This is a genomic window from Natronosalvus vescus, assembly GCF_023973145.1.
In the GTDB taxonomy this organism is placed as follows: domain Archaea; phylum Halobacteriota; class Halobacteria; order Halobacteriales; family Natrialbaceae; genus Natronosalvus; species Natronosalvus vescus.
The window spans coordinates 939,033-962,029 of record NZ_CP099546.1; the positions used below are offsets into that span (position 1 = coordinate 939,033).

21 protein-coding genes are annotated in these 22,997 nt (G+C 61.1%); 13 read left to right on the forward strand and 8 right to left on the reverse strand.

What is annotated here, in order from left to right; genetic code table 11:
* Positions 1-16: 16 nt before the first annotated feature.
* Complete coding sequence (locus NGM68_RS04370) at positions 17-436, reverse strand: PaaI family thioesterase (RefSeq protein WP_252700429.1); 420 nt, start codon at positions 434-436, stop codon at positions 17-19.
* Positions 437-600: 164 nt separating this feature from the next.
* On the opposite strand from NGM68_RS04370, the gene NGM68_RS04375 reads away from it, so the two are divergent.
* A complete protein-coding gene (locus NGM68_RS04375) occupies positions 601-1,713 on the forward strand; it encodes a geranylgeranyl reductase family protein (RefSeq protein WP_252700430.1) in 1,113 nt (370 codons plus the stop codon).
* Between the two features lie 70 nt (positions 1,714-1,783).
* On the opposite strand, the gene NGM68_RS04380 is transcribed toward NGM68_RS04375, so the two are convergent.
* Positions 1,784-2,293, reverse strand: a complete 510-nt coding sequence (locus NGM68_RS04380; protein WP_252700431.1) for a halocyanin domain-containing protein — start codon at positions 2,291-2,293, stop codon at positions 1,784-1,786.
* A 453-nt stretch (positions 2,294-2,746) separates the two neighbouring features.
* Here NGM68_RS04380 and NGM68_RS04385 point away from each other — a divergent pair, with 453 nt between their 5' ends.
* From NGM68_RS04385 to NGM68_RS04405, 5 genes are all read left to right on the forward strand, one after another.
* Positions 2,747-3,130, forward strand: coding sequence for a hypothetical protein (locus tag NGM68_RS04385; protein ID WP_252700432.1), 384 nt, complete (start codon positions 2,747-2,749; stop codon positions 3,128-3,130).
* A gap of 244 nt (positions 3,131-3,374) precedes the next feature.
* Positions 3,375-4,271, forward strand: a complete 897-nt coding sequence (locus tag NGM68_RS04390) for an ABC transporter ATP-binding protein (protein WP_252700433.1) — start codon at positions 3,375-3,377, stop codon at positions 4,269-4,271.
* Positions 4,268-5,050, forward strand: coding sequence for an ABC transporter permease (locus NGM68_RS04395; protein WP_252700434.1), 783 nt, complete (start codon positions 4,268-4,270; stop codon positions 5,048-5,050). The genes NGM68_RS04390 and NGM68_RS04395 overlap by 4 nt, the downstream gene beginning before the upstream one ends.
* Positions 5,047-5,214 carry a hypothetical protein gene (locus tag NGM68_RS04400; RefSeq protein WP_252700435.1) on the forward strand — a complete coding sequence of 56 codons (168 nt, stop codon included), beginning with the start codon at positions 5,047-5,049 and terminating at the stop codon, positions 5,212-5,214. The genes NGM68_RS04395 and NGM68_RS04400 overlap by 4 nt, the downstream gene beginning before the upstream one ends.
* Positions 5,211-5,993 carry an ABC transporter permease subunit gene (locus tag NGM68_RS04405; protein WP_252700436.1) on the forward strand — a complete coding sequence of 261 codons (783 nt, stop codon included), beginning with the start codon at positions 5,211-5,213 and terminating at the stop codon, positions 5,991-5,993. Before NGM68_RS04400 ends, NGM68_RS04405 begins: the two co-directional genes overlap by 4 nt.
* 89 nt (positions 5,994-6,082) lie before the next feature.
* Here NGM68_RS04405 and NGM68_RS04410 read toward each other — a convergent pair whose 3' ends face one another.
* Together NGM68_RS04410 and NGM68_RS04415 are read right to left on the reverse strand one after the other, a co-directional pair.
* Entirely contained in the window at positions 6,083-6,409 is a 327-nt protein-coding gene (locus NGM68_RS04410) for a TRAM domain-containing protein (protein WP_252700437.1), read from the reverse strand.
* A 164-nt stretch (positions 6,410-6,573) separates the two neighbouring features.
* The gene (locus NGM68_RS04415) at positions 6,574-8,403 is read right to left on the reverse strand and encodes a sensor histidine kinase (protein WP_252700438.1); all 1,830 of its coding nucleotides are present in this window, start codon (positions 8,401-8,403) and stop codon (positions 6,574-6,576) included.
* A 220-nt stretch (positions 8,404-8,623) separates the two neighbouring features.
* On the opposite strand from NGM68_RS04415, the gene NGM68_RS04420 reads away from it, so the two are divergent.
* Together NGM68_RS04420 and NGM68_RS04425 are read left to right on the forward strand one after the other, a co-directional pair.
* Positions 8,624-9,331: a DUF7504 family protein gene (locus NGM68_RS04420; RefSeq protein ID WP_425493599.1), complete on the forward strand. Its 708-nt coding sequence runs from the start codon at positions 8,624-8,626 to the stop codon at positions 9,329-9,331.
* 3 nt (positions 9,332-9,334) lie between these two features.
* Positions 9,335-11,428 carry a hypothetical protein gene (locus NGM68_RS04425; RefSeq protein ID WP_252700440.1) on the forward strand — a complete coding sequence of 698 codons (2,094 nt, stop codon included), beginning with the start codon at positions 9,335-9,337 and terminating at the stop codon, positions 11,426-11,428.
* A 13-nt stretch (positions 11,429-11,441) separates the two neighbouring features.
* Here the strand turns inward: NGM68_RS04425 and NGM68_RS18310 are convergent, their stop codons facing one another.
* Positions 11,442-11,585: a DUF7503 family protein gene (locus tag NGM68_RS18310; RefSeq protein WP_425493600.1), complete on the reverse strand. Its 144-nt coding sequence runs from the start codon at positions 11,583-11,585 to the stop codon at positions 11,442-11,444.
* Between the two features lie 442 nt (positions 11,586-12,027).
* Here NGM68_RS18310 and mre11 point away from each other — a divergent pair, with 442 nt between their 5' ends.
* Positions 12,028-13,497, forward strand: coding sequence for a DNA double-strand break repair protein Mre11 (mre11, locus tag NGM68_RS04430; protein WP_252700441.1), 1,470 nt, complete (start codon positions 12,028-12,030; stop codon positions 13,495-13,497).
* Positions 13,494-16,205 carry a DNA double-strand break repair ATPase Rad50 gene (rad50, locus tag NGM68_RS04435; RefSeq protein ID WP_252700442.1) on the forward strand — a complete coding sequence of 904 codons (2,712 nt, stop codon included), beginning with the start codon at positions 13,494-13,496 and terminating at the stop codon, positions 16,203-16,205. Before mre11 ends, rad50 begins: the two co-directional genes overlap by 4 nt.
* A gap of 57 nt (positions 16,206-16,262) precedes the next feature.
* Here rad50 and NGM68_RS04440 read toward each other — a convergent pair whose 3' ends face one another.
* The 3 genes from NGM68_RS04440 to NGM68_RS04450 form a co-directional block, all read right to left on the reverse strand.
* Positions 16,263-16,709, reverse strand: a complete 447-nt coding sequence (locus tag NGM68_RS04440) for a DUF7346 family protein (RefSeq protein ID WP_252700443.1) — start codon at positions 16,707-16,709, stop codon at positions 16,263-16,265.
* Complete coding sequence (locus NGM68_RS04445; protein WP_252700444.1) at positions 16,706-17,209, reverse strand: DUF7322 domain-containing protein; 504 nt, start codon at positions 17,207-17,209, stop codon at positions 16,706-16,708. The genes NGM68_RS04440 and NGM68_RS04445 overlap by 4 nt, the downstream gene beginning before the upstream one ends.
* A gap of 83 nt (positions 17,210-17,292) precedes the next feature.
* Positions 17,293-17,457: a DUF7331 family protein gene (locus NGM68_RS04450; RefSeq protein WP_252700445.1), complete on the reverse strand. Its 165-nt coding sequence runs from the start codon at positions 17,455-17,457 to the stop codon at positions 17,293-17,295.
* A 187-nt stretch (positions 17,458-17,644) separates the two neighbouring features.
* On the opposite strand from NGM68_RS04450, the gene NGM68_RS04455 reads away from it, so the two are divergent.
* The 3 genes from NGM68_RS04455 (at position 17,645) to sufB (ending at position 22,996) form a co-directional block, all read left to right on the forward strand.
* On the forward strand, positions 17,645-20,365 hold the full coding sequence (locus tag NGM68_RS04455) for a DNA-directed DNA polymerase (RefSeq protein WP_252700446.1): 2,721 nt from the start codon (positions 17,645-17,647) through the stop codon (positions 20,363-20,365).
* A 227-nt stretch (positions 20,366-20,592) separates the two neighbouring features.
* The gene (locus NGM68_RS04460) at positions 20,593-21,504 is read left to right on the forward strand and encodes an ABC transporter ATP-binding protein (RefSeq protein ID WP_252700447.1); all 912 of its coding nucleotides are present in this window, start codon (positions 20,593-20,595) and stop codon (positions 21,502-21,504) included.
* Between the two features lie 61 nt (positions 21,505-21,565).
* Positions 21,566-22,996, forward strand: a complete 1,431-nt coding sequence (sufB, locus tag NGM68_RS04465) for a Fe-S cluster assembly protein SufB (protein ID WP_252700448.1) — start codon at positions 21,566-21,568, stop codon at positions 22,994-22,996.
* Position 22,997 lies beyond the last annotated feature (1 nt).

A 22,997-nucleotide genomic window follows, 5' to 3' on the forward strand; every position in this document is an offset into this window, starting at 1 on the left:
GCAACGACCACCCGGCTCAGGAGTCGACGAATGGGTTCGCGCCGTCGACGAGGTTCGTCTTGTACACCCCTCGAGTCGTCGCGAGCGTCCGGTCGTCCGCGTCGACGATCTCGGCCTCGACGACGCCCGTTTCGGCCCCGTAGCGAACTACCTCGGCGGAGCCGTAAATGTCGCCCGTTGCCGGCCGCAGGTAGTCGATTCGCACGTCGAGCGTCGGTCCCGGTGCCCCCTCGACCGAGGCGAGAGCGGCGGCCGAAAGCGAATCCGCGAGGGCGAACGGGACGGCCCCATGGGCGAGCAGCGTCGACTCCGACAGCGAGTGGTAATCCTCGAGTTCGATCGTTCCCTCGACGTAGCCCTCCTCGACCTTAGTGATCTCGAGGCCAACGTGCTCGCCAAAGGGGTACTGTTCGTTAAACCGCTCGTGAACGTTCATGCGTTCGACACTCACGGGGAGACAATGACTGTTTCCCACGTTTGTTCGACGGCCGTTCCAATTGATGGCCGGTTGCTCAGGAGCGTATACCTGATTTAGCGGTCGTGTTGCACGCAGTAGAGAACTCGAGAAGGTATTTAGCCACGGATCGACACGGATGTGGTATGTACGACTTTGCCGTCGTCGGCGTCGGGCCGGCTGGGGCACGGTTCGCCCGCCGGAGCGCCGAAGCCGGATACGACGTCGTCGCCTTCGAACGGGGGGACGTCGGTGAGCCACTGGCGTGTTCGGGCCACGTTAGTACGGACATCTGGTCGTTCACGGGGCCCGGTGCACGCGAGGAACTCTTCCAGAACGAAATCTACGGCGCGCGCTTTCACGTCGGTGGCCCCCACGAACGAAACGGCGAGGACGACCAAGACACCTACCCGTTTTACAAACAGGAGGTCGTCTCGAACGTAATCGACCGCGTTGGCCTCGACCGCCATCTCGCGGATCTCGCCCGCGAGTCCGGTGCGGACGTCCGCGAGCAGCACACCGTCACCGGCCTCGAGGAACACACCGACCGGGTCGAACTCACCGTCAAAGGCCCCGACGGCACCGACACCTACGAGGCGAAGATGGTCGCCGGGTGTGACGGCCCGCGCTCGCGTGTCCGCGAGGCGCTCTCGTTGCCGGAGCCGGGGGAGTTGCTCCACGGCGTCCTCGCGTTTTCGGACGAACCGGACGACGGCAATTTCGTCGACGTTCACCTCACGGCCCCCACCTTCTTCGCCTGGCGCATTCCTCGACACGACGCCGGCGTCGAGTACGGCTTGGCCGCCCCACCTGGCGTCCACGTCACCAAACACTTCGAGGAACTCATCGACGGCTACGAGATCGAGGTCTCACACCGCTGTTCGGGCCTGATCCCCATTGGCCCACCCGATCGCGTGACGACTCGCCGTGGCTTTCTCATCGGCGATGCGGCCGCCCAGACCAAGCCGTTCACCGGCGGCGGCATCCTCTACGGGATGACCGCTGCCGACCACGCCGTCGACCGGATCGACCCCGATCGACCGGGAAGCACCGCCACCTACGAGCGGGCGTGGCGGGACGACCTCGAGCGGGAGATCGAGCTTGGTCACTGGCTCAGGCGGGCGTACTCCCTACCCGAGCCGGTTCAGCGCGTGGGGCTCTCGGTTACGTCTGGCGAAATCGGCGTCCACATGGATCGCCCGACCTCGGTCACCAGCCTCGAGCACCTGAAGGCGATGCTCTTGAGTGGCCGACGCTAACGGAGCGGGATGTCGAACGGTGACTCGAGCAGTCGCTCAGCATTCGAAAACAAACGGAACTCGATCGCAATTATTCGACGACGACGACGCCTTTCTGTCCCATGTTGACGTGTGGTTCACAGTAGTAGCGGTACGTCCCCTCGTCGTCGAAGGTGTGTTCGAAGGTTTCGCCAGCGTCGGAGAGCATGCCGCTGTCGAACTCGCCGTCGTCCTCGGTGACGGTGTGGCCGCCGCCGTCGCCCGTCCACTCCCAGACGACGGTCGTACCGGGGTCGACGACGATCGCTGGCGGATCGTACTGGTAGCCGCTCGGGCCGGTGCCGTTCATGACGGTCACCTCGCCTTCGCCGGTGTGATCCTCGACGCCGTCGTAGTTGTCGACGTTGTCGAACCAGTCGCCGAAGTCGTACTCGTCGTCGGTGCCGCCGTTGTCATCACCGTTGCCGTTCCCGCCGTTGTCGTCGCCGTTGCCGTTCCCACCGTTGTCGTCGTCACTACCGAGACAACCGGCAACGAGTGAGACTGCAAGTGCGCCGCCCGATACCTGGAGGAGTTTCCGTCGGCTGATGTCTGTCGTCATGAGGTTTCCCTACGCGATGATATGGATGGGATATGGTTGACCCTCTCGGTGATTACCACGAACTGGGGATCGGATCGAATATGTTCGGCCGGTTATTTCGATTGGTGGTTCTCTCAATGGGTCACTGATCACACCCAACTCCTGAACCCGCGTTCGACACGGTTTCATCGTCGTGAACGGCCGATAGAGTGACGTACCAGCACGCCAGAGACTCACATGCGCGGGGTGGGGGACATCCGTTAACTCGGTCTGTCGACATCGACAGACAGCAGGCCAGCCACCTGCAAATCACCCCGCGTTTCTCTATGAACGACTCACGATGAGGAACCATCGGTTCCGATCCATCGCTCAACGCGTCCGATAGCATGGCCTCGAGAGGCCGATATCCACTCCCTACCACACGATGGGTCACCGTCTACTTACGGTCGGTAGCGGTGAATCTGGTCACGTACCGTGGCCCCCGCGATCGTTCACTTCCTCGTCGGTGCATCGATTGTCCTTCTGGTAGCGACACCGTTCGTCTCTCGAACCGTCTATCCTACCCCGTGGGCACTTTGGCTCGTCGTGATCGGGGGGCTGTGGGGACTCGCTCCTGACGTGTATCACATTGCCCCGGTCTACCGGTCGGAACTGGTAGCGTTTCACGACAGCCAATGGGCTGACCTGTGTGCCTTCCACTACACGCTCGACCGACCATTCGTTCGTGCGCGGTACGTCGAGAGCATCTTCGGTTCGATTCTCCTCTTTTTGGGTGCCGTCAGCGTGTTCTCGCTCGCAACATGGCGTCGTTCGCGGCTGATCGCACCCGAGACCGACGCCCCCGCCTCGAGAACGTGATCGGTTCCGTTACGTGGAATCGATCCTTCGAACACACTCGACATCCTATTTTCATCCGCCCGACTCGTTCGGTTTCGATCACTGTCCAGATGAATAGCAGTTCTTGGATCTCCTGAGACACTCGAGCGGAGACGGTAGCGCGTGCGTGTCCCGACGGTTCAATAGTTGCTATCAGTTACTCGGTCCCGAGCTGCGCGCTGCTGAGTAGGCACATATTTAAGAGACATGTCTCCGTACTGAACCTATGTCTGCGATCCAGATAGCCAATCTCACCAAGCGATACGGTGATATCGCCGCAAACGACGGCGTCACCTTCGACGTCGAGTCCGGCGAAATCTTTGGCTATCTCGGCCCAAACGGCGCGGGAAAGACGACGACAATCCGTCTCCTGCTCGGTCTCATCAAACCGACGACGGGGACAGCAACCGTACTCGGAACGGACATCCGCGACCGCCGGGCGCTAACCGAAACCAAAGCCACCGTCGGCTACCTGCCAGACACGCTCGGGTTCGACGATCGGCTCACCGGACGGCAGGCACTCGATCACTTCGCGCGAATGCGCGGGGACGAGCGGCGCGAAGAGCTCCTCGAGTTGTTTACCCCGCCGCTCGACCAGTCCATCGAAACGTATTCTGCTGGGAACCGTCGCATGCTCGGGATCGTCCAGGCGTTCATGCACGACCCCAATCTGGTCATCATGGACGAGCCGACGGCCGGCTTAGATCCCCTCAAACAGGATCGCCTCCACCTGTTTCTCGAGGAAGAACGCGAGGACGGTAAGACCATCTTCTTTTCCTCACACATTCTCAGCGAAGTCCAGCGAGTCGCCGACCGCGTCGGGATCATCCGCTCCGGGACGCTCGTCGCCCTCGAGGACATCACCACGCTGTTGAAACGGAGCGGCAAAGACGTTCGGGTTCACTTTGCCGAACCGGTTGACCGGGACGCGTTCGTCACCGAGGCGATGATCGACGTAGAGGCCGTCGATACGTCGATTCAGTTTACGTACACGGGCGAGACGAAACCGTTGCTCGAACACCTCGTCCAGTTCGACGTCCGTGACGTCGATATCGGTGATCCACAGTTGGACGATATCTTCAAACATTACTACGGGGAGGCGTTCCCGGGCGGAGGGGTATGACGGCCATCCTTCGCCAGGAATCACGGCTGTTGCTCCGCGGATCGATCGTCCTGGCCGGGCTGTTCGCTATTCTATCGACCTTCTTACTCGCCGTGTTCCCTGGAATGGCCGAACAAGCAGATGCCATCGAACAGGCGTACCCGGAACACATCCTCGTGTTATTCGGTTTCGAGGAACTGCACACCATCGAAGGGTTCATGGCATCGTACATTTTTCCGTTCGTCTGGGTAATTTTCGCTGGCATCTACTTCGCGTACCTCGGTGGTGGATTGATCGCCGACGATATCCGGTCACGCCGGATGGATCTCACGCTCTCGAACCCGGTTTCCCGGGAGTCGGTGATACTCCAGAAAATCACCTCCCTCTGGGTACCGCTGGTCGTGCTAAACGGGGTGCTGTTCGTCGTCCTGTACGTCGGTTCGCTCGTTCTCGAAGAGTCGGTCAACCCCCTCGCATTGATGATGGCACACCTGCTGTCGATCCCGTATCTTTTGGTCTGTGCCGCGATCGGTCTCGTTCTCTCCGTCGTCCTCGACCGGCCCGGAAGCGCACAGAGTAGTGCCCTCGGGGTGGTGTTTCTCCTCTGGTTGATCGACGGCCTCTCCGAGCTGGAGCCGAATCTCGAGTGGGTGGGCGACCTGACGCCGAGTCGGTACTTCGATCCGGCGGCGATTCTCGTTCACGAAGCGTATCCGTTCGGCGACGCCGTGATTCTTCTGGTGGCGTTTCTCGCCCTACTGGGAATCGCCCTTCTCATCTTCACTCGACGAGACATATGATCATAGACGCTCATCACAGTGACCGGAACACGAACGCCACTCTCAGCGAATCAGCTGGGGCCGAGGAATCAACGACGCTCGAGGAACCGGCCACGGTCAAAGCTCCAGCCATGCTTGCGGAAGCAATGACGGGCGAGGTAATGGGAATGGTGATGGTGGTATGACCGCTATCCTGCGCCTCGAGTCCAGACGACGGCTCCGCGGTTCGCTCCTGTTGACCGTCGCGTTCGCCCTGATATCGATCTTTTACTTCTCGTTTTTCCCGGGCTTTGCGGAGGACGCAGAACAGATTGCGGAGGCGTTCCCTGCGTTCATGCTCGAGATGTTTGGCATCGAGCAACTCCATACGATCGAGGGGTTCATCGCCGCTGAGGTCTACTCCTTCTTCTGGGTCGTCCTCCTCGCCGTCTACTTCGCGTACGCCGGGGCCGGGATGATCGCCGCGGACGTCCGCACTCGAGCCATGGATCTCACTCTCTCGAATCCGGTCTCTCGGGAGTCAGTTATCCTCCAGAAAGTCGGTTCCCTCTGGGTACCACTCGTGGTGTTAAACGTCGGCGTCCCGACCGTCGTCTACGTGGGTTCGGTCGTCATCGACGAAACGATGAATCCCGTCGCGCTGGCGATGGTACACGTGCTTTCTATTCCGTATCTGCTGGTCTGTGCCGGGATTGGTCTCGTTCTGTCCGTCGTCATCGACCGCGTTCGGACGGCTAGAGCGGCCGCCCTGAGTGGCGTCTTGCTTCTCTGGATGATCGACGCCGCTTCGAGATTGAGTGAGGATCTCGAGTGGGTTGGGGCGGTCACCCCCAGCCGATACTACGATGAGACGGCGATTCTCGTGCGCGAAGAGTACGCGTTTACCGATGCAATTCTGTTGCTGGTGGTGTTCGCGTCGCTGGTTACACTCGCTGTCATCATCTTTATTCGTCGGGACATTTGAGTGGGCGCCGTGTCCGTCACGGTTCTTGGCAGCTACCGCACTCGAGTGACCGGGGCCAAACGCCGTCGCGAAACCGGCCGATCACTGCACTACGAACCACCGTCGACGAGTTCGGCCTGGCCGGCCGTTTCATCGACCTCCGTCACGCGGACGGTCGCCTGGATTCCCGTGACCTCAGCCTCGAGAAAGAGGACGAAGCCGCCTTCGGTTTTACAGACGAGCGTGCCGTCGTGTTTCTCGTCGACGATATCGACGATCACTTCGTCCCCCGGTTCTGGTTTTCCGCCCAGCGGCTCTCCACAGCGCCAGCAGTCGGTGTCGTACGCCGCTGTCCCCTCCGGGGCATTGTTCGCTCCACATCGCGGCGTGTCACACTTGATGAACGAGTCGTGCTGGCCGGGTTGATAGCGTCCCACAACGGGTCGTCGACACTGTCGCTCAAAAAGGTGGTGCTCTGGTCGCAACTCCTGGTCTCCAGTGGTTGCTGTGACGACACGAACGTGACCTCTCGAGAGACCACCGATGCACAGCAACCACCCGTCAGGAATTGCGGAACGGCCAGCGGATTCGACCGCACTGGTCACTCCCTGGCGTGTACGGACGACATTCGATCGGGATCGCCCTGCGTCTCGAGCACTGAAACGCCCGTCAGTGAGAACCGCGCGCCGCCTTCGGGTGATTCGGTCACATCGACTGACCAGCCGTGTGCGGTACTGATCTGCTCGACAATCGCGAGTCCGAGTCCGGTACCGTCCGGTGAGGTGGTAATTCCGCGGTCGAACACGTGCGTTCGTCGCTCGGACGCGATCCCTGGCCCATCGTCGTCGATGGCGAACCCACCAGGGATTGCACGGACGGTGACCGAGACGAAACCGTCGGGGAGCGTACCCGATGACGATGTTTCTTTGTACACACCCACCTGCTCTGTGAACGTGACCCGATCCACGTTATCGCTCGTGGAGCAGTACTCCATGGCTTCTTCGTGAGCGTCAGCGACCGAACGGCTCGTGGAGCCATGCTCCACGGCGTTTCGAAACAGATTCTCGAGCAGTTGCTGGAGGCGGTCGGGGTCTGCGGCGATCGTACAGTCGGCTTCGACGCTGAGTTCGGCTTCCGGCGTCCAGACGCTCCCCCAGGCCCGCTGGGCGACCGACTCGAGTGAGACGGGAGTGGGGTCGTCGATTTGTCGGCCAGAACGGGCGAGTTCCAGGAGATCGTCGACGAGACGATCCATTCGATCGGCACCCTCGAGCACCTGCTCGACGTGGTCTGACTCCCCCGTCTGAACTGCGAGTGTGGCGCTACTGCGAACTTCCATGAGCGGGCCCTGCAGGTCGTGGGAGACGATGTTGGCGAACTCCGAGAGGGTCTCGTTTTGCTCGAGGAGTTGGCGCTCGCGACGGATGCGATCGGTCACTTCACGAAAGACGAGCACGCGACCAGCGTTGGGATCGGAGCCAACGGCCGAAGCGGTGCAATCGAAGTAGCGAGTCCCCTCGTCGGTCTCGATGCGCACCTGACGGTGGCCGACCTCGCCGGTTTCGAATGTGGCAACCGTTTCGTCGGCCACGTTCGCAAAGAACGCTCGAGCGGGGGCCCCGATTCCCGCCTCGGCGTTGAAATACTGCTGTGCGACCGCGTTGAAGTCGATTACGCGACCGTCACTGGCGAGGGTCACGACGGCGTGTGGCAGTTCCTCGAGGGCGGTATTCCGGGCGATTGGGACGATATCGAGGAACTCGGCCCGGTAGAGCGCCCAGGACATGATAATCGCGCTACCGACGAACCCGAACGGGCTCAGATCGTGGGGTATCTGCACGAGACCGCTGATCGTCACCAGGTTTGCGATGCCGGTTGGTACCACGGCGACGGCCAGGAGTGCACTCTGTCTGCGTCGCAGGCCGGTCGCCCGGATCGCCTCTGCGGCGAGGACGACCGTTGCACTCGCCATGAGGACGTAGTTGATCGTCGCCTGGATCCAGAACCAGGCGTTCCAGTCCGGTGTCACCCCGTCGGTACCGGCGACGACCGCCGGATCGAACCCGAACTGGTGGAACGGATTCGTCGCGAGTACCAGGAGTTCGAGCCCGACGTAGCCGGCGAGGGCGGCGACGAGCCACCACCGGGGTTCTCGATCGGTCGTGATGCGAACGGCGAGCAACAACCAGCCGACGGTGAGGACGGTCGGCGCGACGAGACGCCCGCTCCAGGCGACAGCCGCGGTGATGTCCCCGTCGACGAGTAGCCCCAGGCTGAGGCTCAACGGCCACAGCGCACAGCCAACGACAGTTACGGCGAACGCCGTACTTCCGGGTGTCCCCGGACGGGTGAGTGGTTTGTGCAAGAATCCGAGGATAATGATCCCGGTTCCGAGGAACGCGAGTCCCAGTGCCGAGACCTCGAGGCTCATTGCGTAGCGGTTCGATCCTACCGTAATAACTGTTGGTAGCCGTTCAGCTACGTGAATTCCTTCAGAAGGGTGAATTGCGTATCATCGAAAACCGGGTCTGAAACGTCGCATCACAAGATAGCGTTTTCGGCCGGGTCGAGGCTGTTCTCGCTGACGATCAGTCGTCGATGAACGTGTTCCCGGTGGTTTTAATATTAGATACTCTAAGTGAATGGTGTGCATGGTTGGTGGTGCCAAAGAATTTGTTCGCGGACAGTGCGACGACGCGCTGAGTCCGACGGGGCGGTTTGTGACAACACAACTCGAGTCCCTCAAGCGAAAAGGATGTAACATACTCGTCACGGGAAATGTGCCGCCTGAAGTGAGCTTTCACGCCACCAGGAACCTGTTCGGTGACGACCAGTGTGAACGATCGAGACAGCGAATTCTCGCGTGTACGGATCTCCATCCGCCCGGAAACCACTACCTGTGGACGGGCTATGAGTCCGAACCCGAGCTGATCTCCTCCGCTGGGCTCCAGCGAAGCATTTCACGGCTTCCTTCGCCGCGAGGAATCGCCGCGGCGGATCTCAACTGGATCTCCGAATTCCAGATGCAGATCTGTGAGGCGATTGCCGAGGCCGACGCCACGACGGACGGCCTCGAGCCGTCGCAGCTCAGGATGTCCGTCATGACGCTTCGGCCGACCATCGAGACGGTTACCCACGATGAGACCGATCGGTTTCTTCGTGTGTTGACCCATCTCGTCGAGGGTGTCTCGGGGATGGCGCATTACCATCTTCCGGTCGACGACGAGGACGAACTCGTCACTCGTCACGCCGACCACTTCGACATCCGCATCGAACTTCGCAACCGCGACCACGTGCCACCGGAGAGCCGGTGGCACTTTCCCGACTGCGGGAAAGCAACACGATGGCACCAACTGTAACCTATGGCAACCAGATTCAAACACCCGGAGATTCGCGAGACGGACAACCGCCTCGAGCTCTGGGATCCGATCGAGCGGTCGACGATGGGGTTCTCCCTTCCCGACTCGGTGACACTCGAACCGGCGAACGCGGACGCGTTTTACTTCCCAGTGGACACCGCCGTCCGATTCGAGACGTCGCTCATCGAGTGTGAGGGCTTACACGACATCCACGTCTGGACGGGCGACGGCGAGTTCGTCGCCGAATCGACCAACGGCGAACCGCTGTTTTTACCCCACGACACCTACCTCTTCGATCTGACCGGCCCAATCAAGACCTACTTCCAGGTCGACGGCCCGCTCCAGGTACTCTCCGACGGTGGCCGTTCCTCGATCGCCTTCGGTGGGGAGACGACGGTGACCCTGGGCATTCGCTCGTTCCACGACAACCCCGCCGGCGAGATCGTCGTCGACGACGATCCCTATACGCTGCTCGAGGCGATTCCGTTTCTTGCGACGTCGCTCAAGACGCTCTCACCGGAGCGGTCGTTCCCCTCGATGCGGGGCCACCCGCCGCGACTCGTTCGTCGCGATTCGACCCCGGAGGAACCGCTCACGGCCGATCTCGAGAAGCCGGATACGGGCATCCACCTCGAGGTGCCGCCGACTTTCCGGCATCTCTACCCGATCGCACCGCTGGCGTTTTACCTCGGCGCGGACGTTCTGCCGGCGTCACAGCCGCGCCTTCGTACCCAGTCCCAGCGCCTCCACCTTCGGTCGATTCACGAGGAGTACGACACGGCAGTTTCACGGCTACTCCAGCACGTATTCTTCCTCGATTGTCTCACCCGAACTGAGGGTTACTTCCAGGTGCCACTGCACGAGCGCCAGCAGTTCGAACTCGCCCTCCGTCATTCGCGCGAGGGGCCGGACGAACTGGATTTCGCCGAGCTGTACGACTTGCCGATCGCCGAACGCGTCGATCGGTACCTCGAGGTGCCGTTCTCGGTGTTCGAGCACTTGCTCCCTGAGTGGCGACTGACGGCCGACGTCCAGCCCGATGCGGAGTATCTGGAGTGCTTGCCGTTCCTCGTCGCCGACCTGGCGACGATTCGGTGCCCGAACCCGACCCCCGTTAGCAGCGTTCCACAGACGCCCCAACCCGTCCAGGACTTCTTCCGGGACGGATCGCTCGATCACAACAGCCTCGAGTTCGTCGAAACGCCACGGTCGAACTCCCTCGAGCAGACGTTCATCGGGGAGTCGAACCCGCTCGACGCCTCGAAGGCGACCCTCGAGTCGTTCGAGTCGCGGTTCCAGCGAACGGCGACTGATCGCGAGGACATCGAGGTTGCGGTGGTGCGCAACGACGAGGAGATGGAAGGCGAACGCGTCGCCGTCTCGGAGTCGTATGGCTCGCTCGAGGAGACCGGGGCGTCGGTTCGATTCCTCGAGAACTGTACGGTCGAGGAACTCCATACCCTGTTCACGTCGGAGACGGACTTCGTCCACTACATCGGCCACGTGGATGGGCGGGGCCTCGAGTGTGCGGACGGCTATTTCGATGCAACGGCCCACGAGGAGTACGGCGTCGGGGCATTCATACTGAACGGCTGTCAGTCGTATAGGCAGGGCGAGGCGTTGATCCGTGGTGGGTGTATCGGCGGCGTCGTGACGGCCTCCGCGGTGTTGAACGAGCCAGCGGTGGAGATCGGTGGAACGTTCGCTCGGTTGCTGGCGGATGGTTTTTCGCTACGGGCGGCGACGACAATTGCGACCGATCAGCGGATCGTCGGGAATCAGTATCTCGTCATTGGGGATGGTGAGGTCAGGATTGCTGATCGGGAGAATACGACACCGATGTTAGGCGAGTTAGAACTCAGGAATGATAATCAATTCGACATCACGATCAAAACCTTTCCAACTAATTGTAATGATATGGGTTGTTTGTTCACTCCTCTTTTGAACGGTGTTGACAAGCGATACTTGTCTTCTGGAGTTATCGATACTATTACGGTTACAAAAGAAGATCTAATCCCTTTCTTTGACCTCTCATCGTTCCCTGTGCAGTATCAGGGCAAACTTGTTTGGAGTAAGGAACTACTCGAGTATTTATAACTAAAAGATCGGTTTACGGGCCCGTGGTCGTTGCTGATGATTCCGCCATGACCGTCCCCGCCTGCGAAAGCAACAACATAGCGGTGAACAGCACGCCGATCATTCGTGGGTGATTCTGTAGGTACGATACTATCGTCGGGGTGTCCGTGTTGGACATACCTCGAGGTGTGAGCGCGACTGTTATTATATTATTTAAAGAGTTCTTACGACAAGATAAAAGATCCAACTCTCATCCCTGATGAATTATTGTGTCATTAGCACACACTGTTCTAATACTCACACCTATCTGAATCAATAACACACTCATTGCGCGTTGCTCGAGTACGGCGATTTCCCCAATTCAGACGGTGTTCAACCGGAACGGAACACGAGGGAGGTGTCTCTCGCAACAAAAGTGGTCAACTGTCTACTGCTATTGAATTCCGTTCAAGCAATAGATTGATACTGGGACAATAACAAGGATGGAATACGAGATTTGGAACCGTTCCACCAACCAACCACCACCACCACCAAATCTCGTAGCACCCATTTTGGGTTGCTCGAGACGAACGTCCGAGCCACGCAATCCCTTTAGTCGATGGCGCTCAATGTCGCCATAGATGACGCGGGTGATACACACGGGCGACACCCATATTGGGTACCAGCAGTACAACGCGCCCGAGCGACGACAGGACTTTCTCGAGGCGTTTGGTGCCGTGGTGGACGACGCGATTGCGGACGATGTCGACGCCGTAGTACACGCAGGCGACCTCTTTCACGATCGACGACCCGGCTTGATCGATCTCCAGGGAACCGTCGAGATTCTTCGCCGACTGGCCGAGGCGGACGTCCCCTTCCTCGCGGTCGTCGGCAACCACGAAGGGAAACGCGATGCCCAGTGGCTCGACCTCTTTGCTGATCTCGGCCTGGCGACGCGACTCGGGCCCGACCCCGTCGTAGTCGATGCGGTGGCGTTCTACGGCCTCGATTTCGTCCCGCGATCGAGACGCGACGACCTCACTTACGACTTCAACGCCGTTCCCGAGGACGCTGACCACGCCGCCCTCGTGAGCCACGGTCTGTTCGAGCCGTTCGCCCACGCCGACTGGGACACCGAGACGGTTCTCGAGGAGGCGTCGGTCGAGTTCGACGCGATGTTGCTCGGAGACAACCACGCCGCCGACACGGCCGAGGTGGCTGACACCTGGGTGACCTACTGTGGGTCGACCGAACGCGCGAGCGCGAGCGAGCGCGACGACCGTGGGTACAATCTGGTGTCCTTCGAAGAGTCCGTTGCAATCAGTCGCCGGAGTGTGCCCGACACCCGGGCGTTCGTTTTCGTCGACGTGGAACTCGACGATGGCGAAGGAATCGACCGCGTCCAGGAACGCGTTCGCGAGTACGAACTCGAAGACGCCGTGGTAATCGTCACGGTCGAAGGGGAGGGGCGGCCGATCACCCCCGCTGGCATCGAGGAACTGGCGATCGAGCGTGGAGCACTCGTTGCCCGGGTGAACGACCGCCGGGAACCTGCCGAGGCAGACGAGGAGGTCTCGGTTAGCTTCGCCGATCCGGACAACGCGGTTCGCGAACGGGTTCGCGAGATGGGGCTCTCGAACGCAGCCCTCGAGATCGACCGTACCGTCCGCGACGGCGAGGTGGCCGATACGAACGTCCGCGAATCAGTCGAACGCCGCGTTCGCGAGTTGCTCGAGTCGGACGATTCGGCGTTCGCGCCCGCGCCAGAGAGAGACCCTGAGGAGGTGACGACGGTCGCAGATGCCCTCTCGAACGGCTGCACTGAAGGGAGCAGCAACGATGTGGTTGACTCGAGCGCCGATGGGGACGAATTCGAAACCGTGATCGAATCCGATGGTTCCGACGGAGCCGAAACGTCCGGAGATGCAGTGGTCGAAGGCGGTGCGGATACGGCTGAATCGGCAGCCGACGAACTCGAAACCGACGTCGACGACGGTGAACCCGAAACTAACGCCGACGACGAAGGCGAAAATTCCGGCGAGCGTGGGAACGCTGACGACTCCGAGGATGTCGGAGACACGGGAACGACCTCACTGGGTGATTTCGCGTGAGAGTCGACTTCCTCAGGCTTCGTAATTTTAAATGCTACGCCGAGGCAGAACTCGGCCTCGAGAACGGCGTCACCGTCGTCCACGGCGTCAACGGCAGCGGCAAATCGACGCTGCTCGAGGCGGTGTTTTTCGCCCTCTACGGTTCGAAAGCGCTCGATGACCGGACGCTGGACGACGTGATCACGACCGGTGAGGAGGAAACCGAGGTCGAACTCGCGTTCACGCACGCGAACACGAGTTATCGCATCGAGCGGGCACTCAAACTCCGGGGCGACCGGGCGGCGACTACGAAGTGCGTCCTCGAGACCCCCGACGGGACGGTCGAAGGCGCACGGGACGTCCGCCGGGAGGTAACCGAACTCCTGCGGATGGACGCCGACGCGTTCGTCAACTGCGCGTACGTTCGACAGGGCGAGGTCAACAAGCTCATTCACGCCTCACCGCGTGAGCGCCAGGACATGATCGACGACCTCCTTCAGCTCGGAGCCCTCGAGGAGTATCGCGAGCGGGCGAGCGAGGCCAGGTTGGGGGTCAAGGACGTCCTCGACAAACAGCAGGGTGCCCTCGAGAAGTTGCGAGAACAGATCGAGTCGAAGGAGGAGAAGAACCTCCACGAGCGACTCAACGGCCTCGAAAGTCGGCGAGCGGACGTGACCGAGAAGATCGACCGATTCGAATCACAGCGGGAAGCGGCCCAGGAGACGCTCGAGAACGCGACGGACGTCCTCGAGCGACACGAGGAGACCCGCGAAGAGATCGAATCCCTCGAGACTGAGATCGAGGAGCTGCGGACGACGATCAGCGAGACCGAACGCGAACGGGAGGAGTTACTCGAGGAGATCCAAAATCTCGGGACGGAACGCGAGGATGCGCTTGAGGAACGACGGGAACTACTGGCCGAACCCGACGTCGATCTCGAGATCGATCCCGATGCCGACGAAAATACCGAGGAAATTTCGTCGACCCTCGAGAACCGAATCGACGAATTCGAGGCCGAAGACGAGGCGCTTCGGGACGACCTGGAGGAGATCCGTGTCGAGATCAACGAGCGATCGAACGAGGCCGAACAGCTCCGTGAACGGGCGGTCGAACTCGAGACAGAAGCGGAGGCGGCGGAGGCTGACGCCGAGGAACTCGCCGAAACGATTGCCGACGACGAGTCGGCGATCGAGAAACGGGAGTCGACGCTCGCGGAACTCGAAGACGAGATCGATGAGATCCGTGAGCAGTTCGCGGATGCACCGATCGACTTCGGTGATGCGACAGCCCATCACGCGGAACTCGAGGACGAACGCGAGGCGTGTCGGTCATCGCTCGCCGACACATCCGCCAAGCTCGACGCCGTGGAGGCCTCCATCGGGGAGGGCGAGGAACTGCTCGAGCAGGGGAAGTGCCCGGAGTGTGGCCAGCCAGTCGAGGACTCCCCGCACGTCGACGTGCTCGAGGAGCGCCGTGCCGAACGTGACGACCTGGAAGCCAAACGAGTCGAACTCGAGGACGACCTCGAGTCGGTCACGGAACGGCTCGAGCGTGCGGATGCGCTGCGTGATGCCGAACGACGCGTCGACGAACTGGAGACGAACCGGGACAACGTTCGACAGTTACTCGAGGAAAAGCGGGAGACGATGGCCGATCGACGCGACCGTCGGGAGACGGGACTCGAGCGAGCGGACGAACTCGAAGCAACCGCCGAAACGAAGCGGGCCGATGCCGAGGACGTCGATGAGGCGGTGGAAGCGTCGCGTGCTCGACTCGGCGAGATCAACGGCGAGCGCGCCGAGCTACGAACCCGACTGGAGACGCTTCGGACGATCGCCACGCTCACGGATCGAATCGACGACCTCGAGCGAGACGCCGAGGGGCTACGCGACCAGCGCGAGAACAAGGCCGAACTGAACGAGGAGCGACGGACGCGCCTATCCGAAAAACGCGATCGAAAGCGCGGACTCGAGGACGAGTTCGACAGTACGCGAATCGAGGAGGCACGACAGGAACGGTCGAACGCGCAGGCGTACCTCGAGAAGGTCGCACCGAAACTCGAGGAACTCGGTGAGACTCGCGAGGGGATCCAGAACGCCATCGGCGCGGTCGAACAGGAACTCGAGGAACTCGAGGCGCTTCGAGAGGACGTCGACCGGGTCGCCGACCGATGTGACGACCTGCAGTCGCTGTACGACGAGGCCGAGACGCTCCAGGCGACCTACGGCGATCTGCGGGCGGAACTGCGCCAGCGAAACGTCGACACGCTCGAGCGACTGCTCAACGAGACGTTCGACCTCGTCTATCAGAACGACTCCTACGCGGCGATCGACCTGGATGGTGAGTACCGCCTGACGGTCTACCAGAAAGATGGCGAGGCTCTCGAACCGGAACAGCTCTCGGGCGGCGAGCGGGCGCTGTTCAATCTGAGTCTGCGGTGTGCGATCTACCGATTGCTGGCGGAGGGTGTCGAAGGGTCGGCACCGATGCCGCCGCTGATCCTGGACGAGCCAACGGTGTTCCTCGATTCGGGGCACGTGACCCAGTTGGTTTCGTTGATCGAGTCGATGCGAACGCTCGGGGTCGAACAGATCGTCGTGGTCAGCCACGACGACGAACTCGTCGGTGCGGCAGACGACCTCGTGCGCGTGGAGAAGGATGCGACTTCGAACCGATCGCGCCTCGAGCGCGGGGAGCCGCCGGAGGCGGCCCTGCTGGCGTCTGACTGAGCACGCACTATCGTTGGCGTCGCTCGATCTCAGTCGGGCTTGCTAACTCGCTCGATCTCAGTCGTCCTCGTCGGTGGTGGATGCGGTTCGAAGCACCGAAATCGCTTGCGTTGCTTCGGAAGTGAGGGTGTAGCCGCGTTCTCCGTTGACGGTCGTCTCCTCGAGCACCCCGGCGGCGTTGAGGACGGTCAGTCGGCCGTGAAGGTCGCTCTCACAGAAGTCGTAGCGATCGAGGATCGTCCGGACGCCCAGTTCGCCGTGGGCGTCGATCTCGAGCACCAGCCCGAGCGTTCGCTCGTCGGGAATACTCAACAGGAGCGTGCGGACGGACTCGTCGATCACGGCGGCGGCCATCTCGAGCGGCGATGCCCCGGGAAGGGTCTCGAGTTGATCAGTTGGGATGTGTCGCGTCTCACCCGTGGCGGGGTCGCGAACGAGACTCGACTCAGACGAGCGTTTCAGGAGCAGGTATCGTCTCCCATCTTCGTCGCGGACTGGTTTCATTGGTCGGAATCTGTCTCCCTGGTCGACCCGGTCGATTCGCTCGTGTTGCCCGAGTGACTCGATTCGCTTGACTCGCTTGATTCGCTCGAGTCGTCTCGAGCCGAGCCGTCCGTTCCGGTGGCAACACGTGTCGAGTCTACGGGCCCGTCAGAGTCGGTATCGTCGCCTGCTGCCTCGTCGTCTTTGTTCGAAAAAGCGGCCGGATCGAACGATCGATAGCGATAGATCGCGAACCCGGTGAGGATCAGACCGCCGGCCAATAGCACCCAGCCGAACTGGGTGTGGCGCTGGAAGATGAGCAACAGTAACCCGAGCGAAGTGGCGATGACGGCGGCCTTCGTGACGAGAACGAGCGCCCAGAACATCGTCACCACCTGTGGGTGGGCATCGCCGGGTTCGGCAGATACCTGTGGGATCGTCAGCGAGTCCGACGTCGGGTCGTGAAACTCGGCTTCGGGGTCGTACTCGTCGGGTTCGTGCTCACTTGGTTCGAAGTCCACGACTGAGCGTTCGGGCAGTACGGTCAAAAAGTGTTCGCGTTGGGAGAGCCGTCAGTTCACAGCACCGCACCGCTCGCGATGGATCAGGCGAGTTCCTCGAGGGAAAGGGGTTGCGTCGTCTCCATCCACGCGAGCGGGTTTTCCGCATCGTAGAAGACGGTACCGTCGTCCGTTTCGTACGCTTCGATCGTGGTGGTTCCATCGGGTTCACCACGCGGTTCGCCACCATCCGTCGTATCGTCGTTCATATGGATAGACACGGCAAGTACCTCACGATATGCTATGTGTTACCATGTTAAATGTCTTGTTGCTTGTTGTTGCCGGCAAGACATGATTATGGGGGTGGGTATCGGCTGGGGGCCGACCGTCGGCTTTCCGTGATCGTCGTCGGCAATTCGCGTGGGTTTTTATCCGGCGCCTCCAAATGCCGACATCATGACTGACGCGGGCCAAACAGGGCTGGATGCCTTCTCGAGCGGGGACGAGGAACGCCCCGACGAGGAGGCCGCACACGTCGCCGGCAACGGCGGTGTGACAGCGGGTGAGGTAATCGACGTCACTGCGGAGACGCTTCCGGACGCCACCGGTGCGTGTGAACTCGCTGTGATGCAGGTCGACTACACCGTCGCGGGTTACGGCGACGACGAGTACCCCATCGTCCACGTCTTCGGTCGGACGATGGACGACGAACTCGAGCACGTCAAGGTGCTCGGTTTTCGGCCCTACTTTTTTGCACCCACCGAGACGCTGTCGGAGGACGCCCTCGAGCGCAACGACCGGATCACGGGCTGGGAGGAAACCGACGAGGACGAGGAACCTTACGAGAGTATTCGTGGTGAACGCCTGACGAAGATCTTCGGCCAGACGCCCCGCGACGTCGGCCAGATGCGCGACGAGTTCGAGCACTACGAGGCGGACATCCTGTTCCCGAATCGGTTGCTGATCGATAAGGACATCCGCAGCGGCGTTCGGGTTCCCGAGCGACGGGACGAGGACGGCACCATCGTCGTCCCCCACGACGAACTCGAGGCCTGCGAAGTGGATGCCGACCCCCGTGTACAGACGTTCGACATCGAGGTCGACGACCGCAACGGCTTCCCGGAGGACGGCGAGGAGCCGATCATCTGTCTGGCCAGCCACGACTCCTACCGGGACGAGTACATCCTGTGGATCTTCGAGGCCGACGAGGGAGACGGCGAAATTCCCGCCGACCTCACCGAGTACGAGCCGATCGAAGGCGATATCGGTCACGAGGTACGCGCGTTCGACGCCGAGGAGGCCATGCTCGAGGCGTTCCTTGAGTACATCGAGGAGACCGACCCCGACCTCCTGACGGGATGGAACTTCGACGACTTCGACGCGCCGTACTTCCTCGACCGTCTCGAGGTGCTGGAGGGGCCACACCACGACTACGATCTCGATCCGGATCGCCTCTCCCGCATCGGCGAAGTCTGGCGAAGCAACTGGGGTGGCCCGGACATCAAGGGGCGGGTCGTCTTCGACCTGCTTTATGGCTACCAGCGGATGGTCTTCTCCGAACTCGATTCCTACCGGCTCGACGCCGTTGGCGAGGCCGAACTCGGCGTCGGCAAGGAGCGCTACGCGGGCTCGATCGGCGACCTCTGGGAGGACGACCCCACTCGTCTGCTCGAGTACAACTTGCGTGACGTCGAACTCTGTGTCGAACTCGATCGCCAGCAGTCGATCGTCGCCTTCTGGGACGAGGTGCGTTCGTTCGTCGGCTGTAAACTCGAGGACGCGCCGACTCCGGGAGACACCGTCGACATGTACGTCCTGCACGAGGCCCACGGGCGATTTGCCCTACCATCGAAGGGGCAACAGGAAGCCGGCGAGGAGTACGAGGGTGGTGCCGTTTTCGATCCGATCACGGGCGTCAAAGAGAACGTCACCGTGCTCGACCTGAAGAGTCTGTACCCGATGTGCATGGTGACGGTCAACGCCTCCCCCGAGACCAAGGTCGACCCCGAAACCTACGACGGTGAGACCCACGTCGCACCCTCGGGAACCCACTTCCGACAGGAACCGGACGGCGTCATGCGGGAGATGATCAACGAACTGCTCGCCGAACGTGAAGAGAAAAAGTCACTTCGAAACGAGCACGAACCCGGCACCCAGGCGTACGAACAGTACGACCGTCAGCAAGGAGCTGTCAAGGTTATTATGAATTCGCTCTACGGCGTTTCGGGGTGGGAACGCTTCCGCCTCTACGACAAGGAGGCTGCGTCCGCGATCACGGCGACCGGCCGGGAAGTGATCGAGTTCACCGAAGAGGCCTCGAACGAAATCGGATACGACGTGGCCTACGGCGACACCGACAGCGTCATGCTCGAGCTCGGCCCCGACGTCTCGACGGAGGAGGCTATCGAGCAGTCGTTCGAAATAGAGGAGTACGTCAACGGCCGGTACGATGACTTCGCGCGCGAGGAACTCAACGCCGACGAGCACCGCTTCCAGATCGAGTTCGAGAAACTCTACCGGCGATTCTTCCAGGCGGGGACGAAAAAGCGCTACGCGGGCCACATCGTCTGGAAGGAGGGCAACGACGTCGACGACATCGACATCACCGGCTTCGAGTACAAACGGTCGGACATCGCTCCCATCACCAAAGAAGTCCAGCATCGAGTGATCGAAATGATCGTTCGGGACGGCGATATCGACGCCGTGACCGACTACGTTGCCGGCGTGATCGACGATTTCCTCGAGGGGGACGTGAGCCTCGAGGAGATCGCGATTCCAGGCGGCATCGGCAAGCGCCTCGACAACTACGACACCGACACGGCCCACGTTCGTGGGGCGAAGTACGCCAACCGCCTCCTGGGGACGAACTTCGACCGGGGCAGCAAGCCGAAACGACTCTACCTCGAGCGCATCGATCCGTCCTTCTTCCGTCGCGTCGAGGAAGAAGAAGGGCTCGACCCCCACACCGACCCGATCTACGGCGCGTTCAAACGCGACCCGGACGTGATCTGTTTCGAGTACGACGACCAGATCCCCGAGGCGTTCGCCGTCGACTACGACAAGATGCTCGAGAAGACGCTGCAAGGGCCGATCGAGCGAATTCTCGAGGCGCTCGGGATGTCCTGGGACGAGGTAAAATCGGGACAGGAACAGACTGGTCTGGATAGCTTCATGTGACGGCGTCTCGAGGTAGTCGACGCTCGAGATCGGGTACTCATCACGTTGGGTGGGGGTTTTAGCCAACCGACCGACCGCTCGAAAACCGTTCCGAACTCGGTTCGGATCTCCGCCTATATTTTACGATCGAGAAAATAATATTCCCGAATTAGCACCTCATCCACTCGGATACGAAACCATTATCAGGCTGACGCTCCACCCTTCAGACGACAGAGGTAACCGACTATATGGCACGTCTTGAACTTAAAAACCTGCACGCGAAAGTGGCTGAGGGCGACGAACAGATTCTCCACGGGGTCGACCTCGAGGTCAACTCCGGCGAGATCCACGCCCTGATGGGGCCGAACGGTTCGGGGAAGTCCACTGCTTCGAAGATCATCGCCGGCCACCCGGCCTACGAGGTCACAGAGGGTGAGGTCTTACTCCACCTCGAAGAGGGCGAATTCGGAGCGGAGATCGAGATTCCAGAGGACAAACGCACCTGGAATCTGCTCGACCTCGAGCCAAACGAGCGCGCAGCGCTGGGCGTCTTCCTCGGCTTCCAGTACCCTGCCGAGATCGAAGGCGTCACGATGACCAACTTCCTCCGGACGGCGCTCAACGCCAAGATCGCAGAGCGTGAGGAGTTGTTCGAGGACGAAGATGAGGAGACCGAGTCAGCGGACGAGGACGACGAACCCGTCCCATCGCCGATGGAAGGGCCTGCCGACGAAGGCGAGATCGGCGTCGGCGAGTTCCAGGATCTCCTCCGGGAGAAGATGGAACAGCTCGACATGGACGAGAAGTTCGCCCACCGCTACCTGAACGCCGGCTTCTCCGGCGGGGAGAAAAAGCAGAACGAAGTGCTCCAGGCGGCCATTCTCGAGCCCTCGATTGCCGTCCTCGACGAGATCGACTCCGGGCTGGACATCGACCGCCTGCAGGACGTCTCCAACGGGATCAACTCGCTGCGCGACGACCAGGGAACGGGCATCCTCCAGATCACGCACTACCAGCGCATCCTCGACTACGTCGAACCCGATCGCGTCCACATCATGCTCGACGGCAAGATCGTCAAGAGCGGCGACGCGAGCCTGGCCGAAGTACTCGAGGACAAGGGGTACGACTGGGTACGTGAGGAAGTCTACGAGACGGCGTAACCAGATTCGACTAGCCAAACCGTAATACCGCTACGGCCGTAACCACAAACATATACCAATCATGAGCTCAGAACAAGACCACCTCAAAGAGACCGACACCGAAGCTCGCTTCGACTTCAAACAGGAGGAGCGCTCGGCCGTCAGATCCGAGAAGGGGCTGACCGAAGAGGTCGTCCGCCTCATCTCCGAAGACAAGGACGAACCCGAGTGGATGCTCGAGCGTCGCCTTCGCGCGCTGAAGCAGTACCAGGCAATGCCGATGCCGACCGACTGGCCGGGTCAGCCCGACCTGTCGGGACTGGACGTCGAAGAGATCGTCCCGTACATTCGCCCGGACGTCGACAAACGTGAAGGCGTCGACGACTGGGACGAACTCCCTGACGACATCAAGGACACCTTCGAGAAACTCGGCATTCCGGAAGCCGAGCGGAAGGCGCTCTCGGGCGTTGGCGCGCAGTACGAGTCCGAGATCGTCTACCAGAACATGCAAGAACAGTGGGAAGAGAAGGGCGTCATCTTCATGAACATGGACCAGGCGGTCAAGGATCATCCCGAGATCGTCAAGGAACACTTCATGACGACCTGTGTCCCCCCGAGCGACAACAAGTTCGCCGCGCTCCACGGCGCCGTCTGGTCGGGCGGCTCGTTCGTCTACGTCCCTGAAGACGTCACGGTCGAGATGCCCGTGCAGGCGTACTTCCGGATGAACTCCGAGGGGATGGGCCAGTTCGAGCACACGCTCATCGTCGCCGAACCCGGTTCGGAGGTTCACTACATCGAGGGCTGTTCCGCACCGAAATACGGCAAGCACAACCTCCACAGCGGGGGCGTCGAGGTCTTCGTCAAGGAGGGTGCGCACGTCCAGTACTCCACCGTACAGAACTGGTCGAAGAACACGTACAACCTCAACACCAAGCGCGCGCTCGTCGAGGAAGACGCCACGATGGAGTGGATCTCCGGCAGCATGGGCTCGAAAGCGACCATGCTCTACCCGTGTTCGATCCTCAAGGGTCGCAACGCGACGGACACCCACATCACCATCGCGTTCGCCGGCGAGGGCCAGGACATCGACACCGGTGCGAAGGTCTACCACAACGCGCCGAACACGAAATCGACGATCGAGTCCAAGTCGATCAGCAAAGACGGTGGCCGTACCAATTACCGCGGCCTCGTCCACATCGCCGACGGTGCCGAAGGATCGAGCACTGCCGTCGAGTGTGACGCGCTGATGTTCGACAACGAGTCGACCTCCGACACCATGCCGTACATGGAAATCGAGGAGTCGAAGGTCGACGTCGCCCACGAGGCGACGGTCGGGAAGATCGGTGACGAGGACATCTTCTACCTCCAGAGCCGCGGCCTGGACGACGACGACGCAAAGAAGATGATCGTCGCCGGCTTCATCGAGCCGATCACCGAAGAACTGCCGATCGAGTACGCGGTCGAACTCAACCGCCTCATCGAACTCGAGATGGAGGGAAGCCTCGGATAAT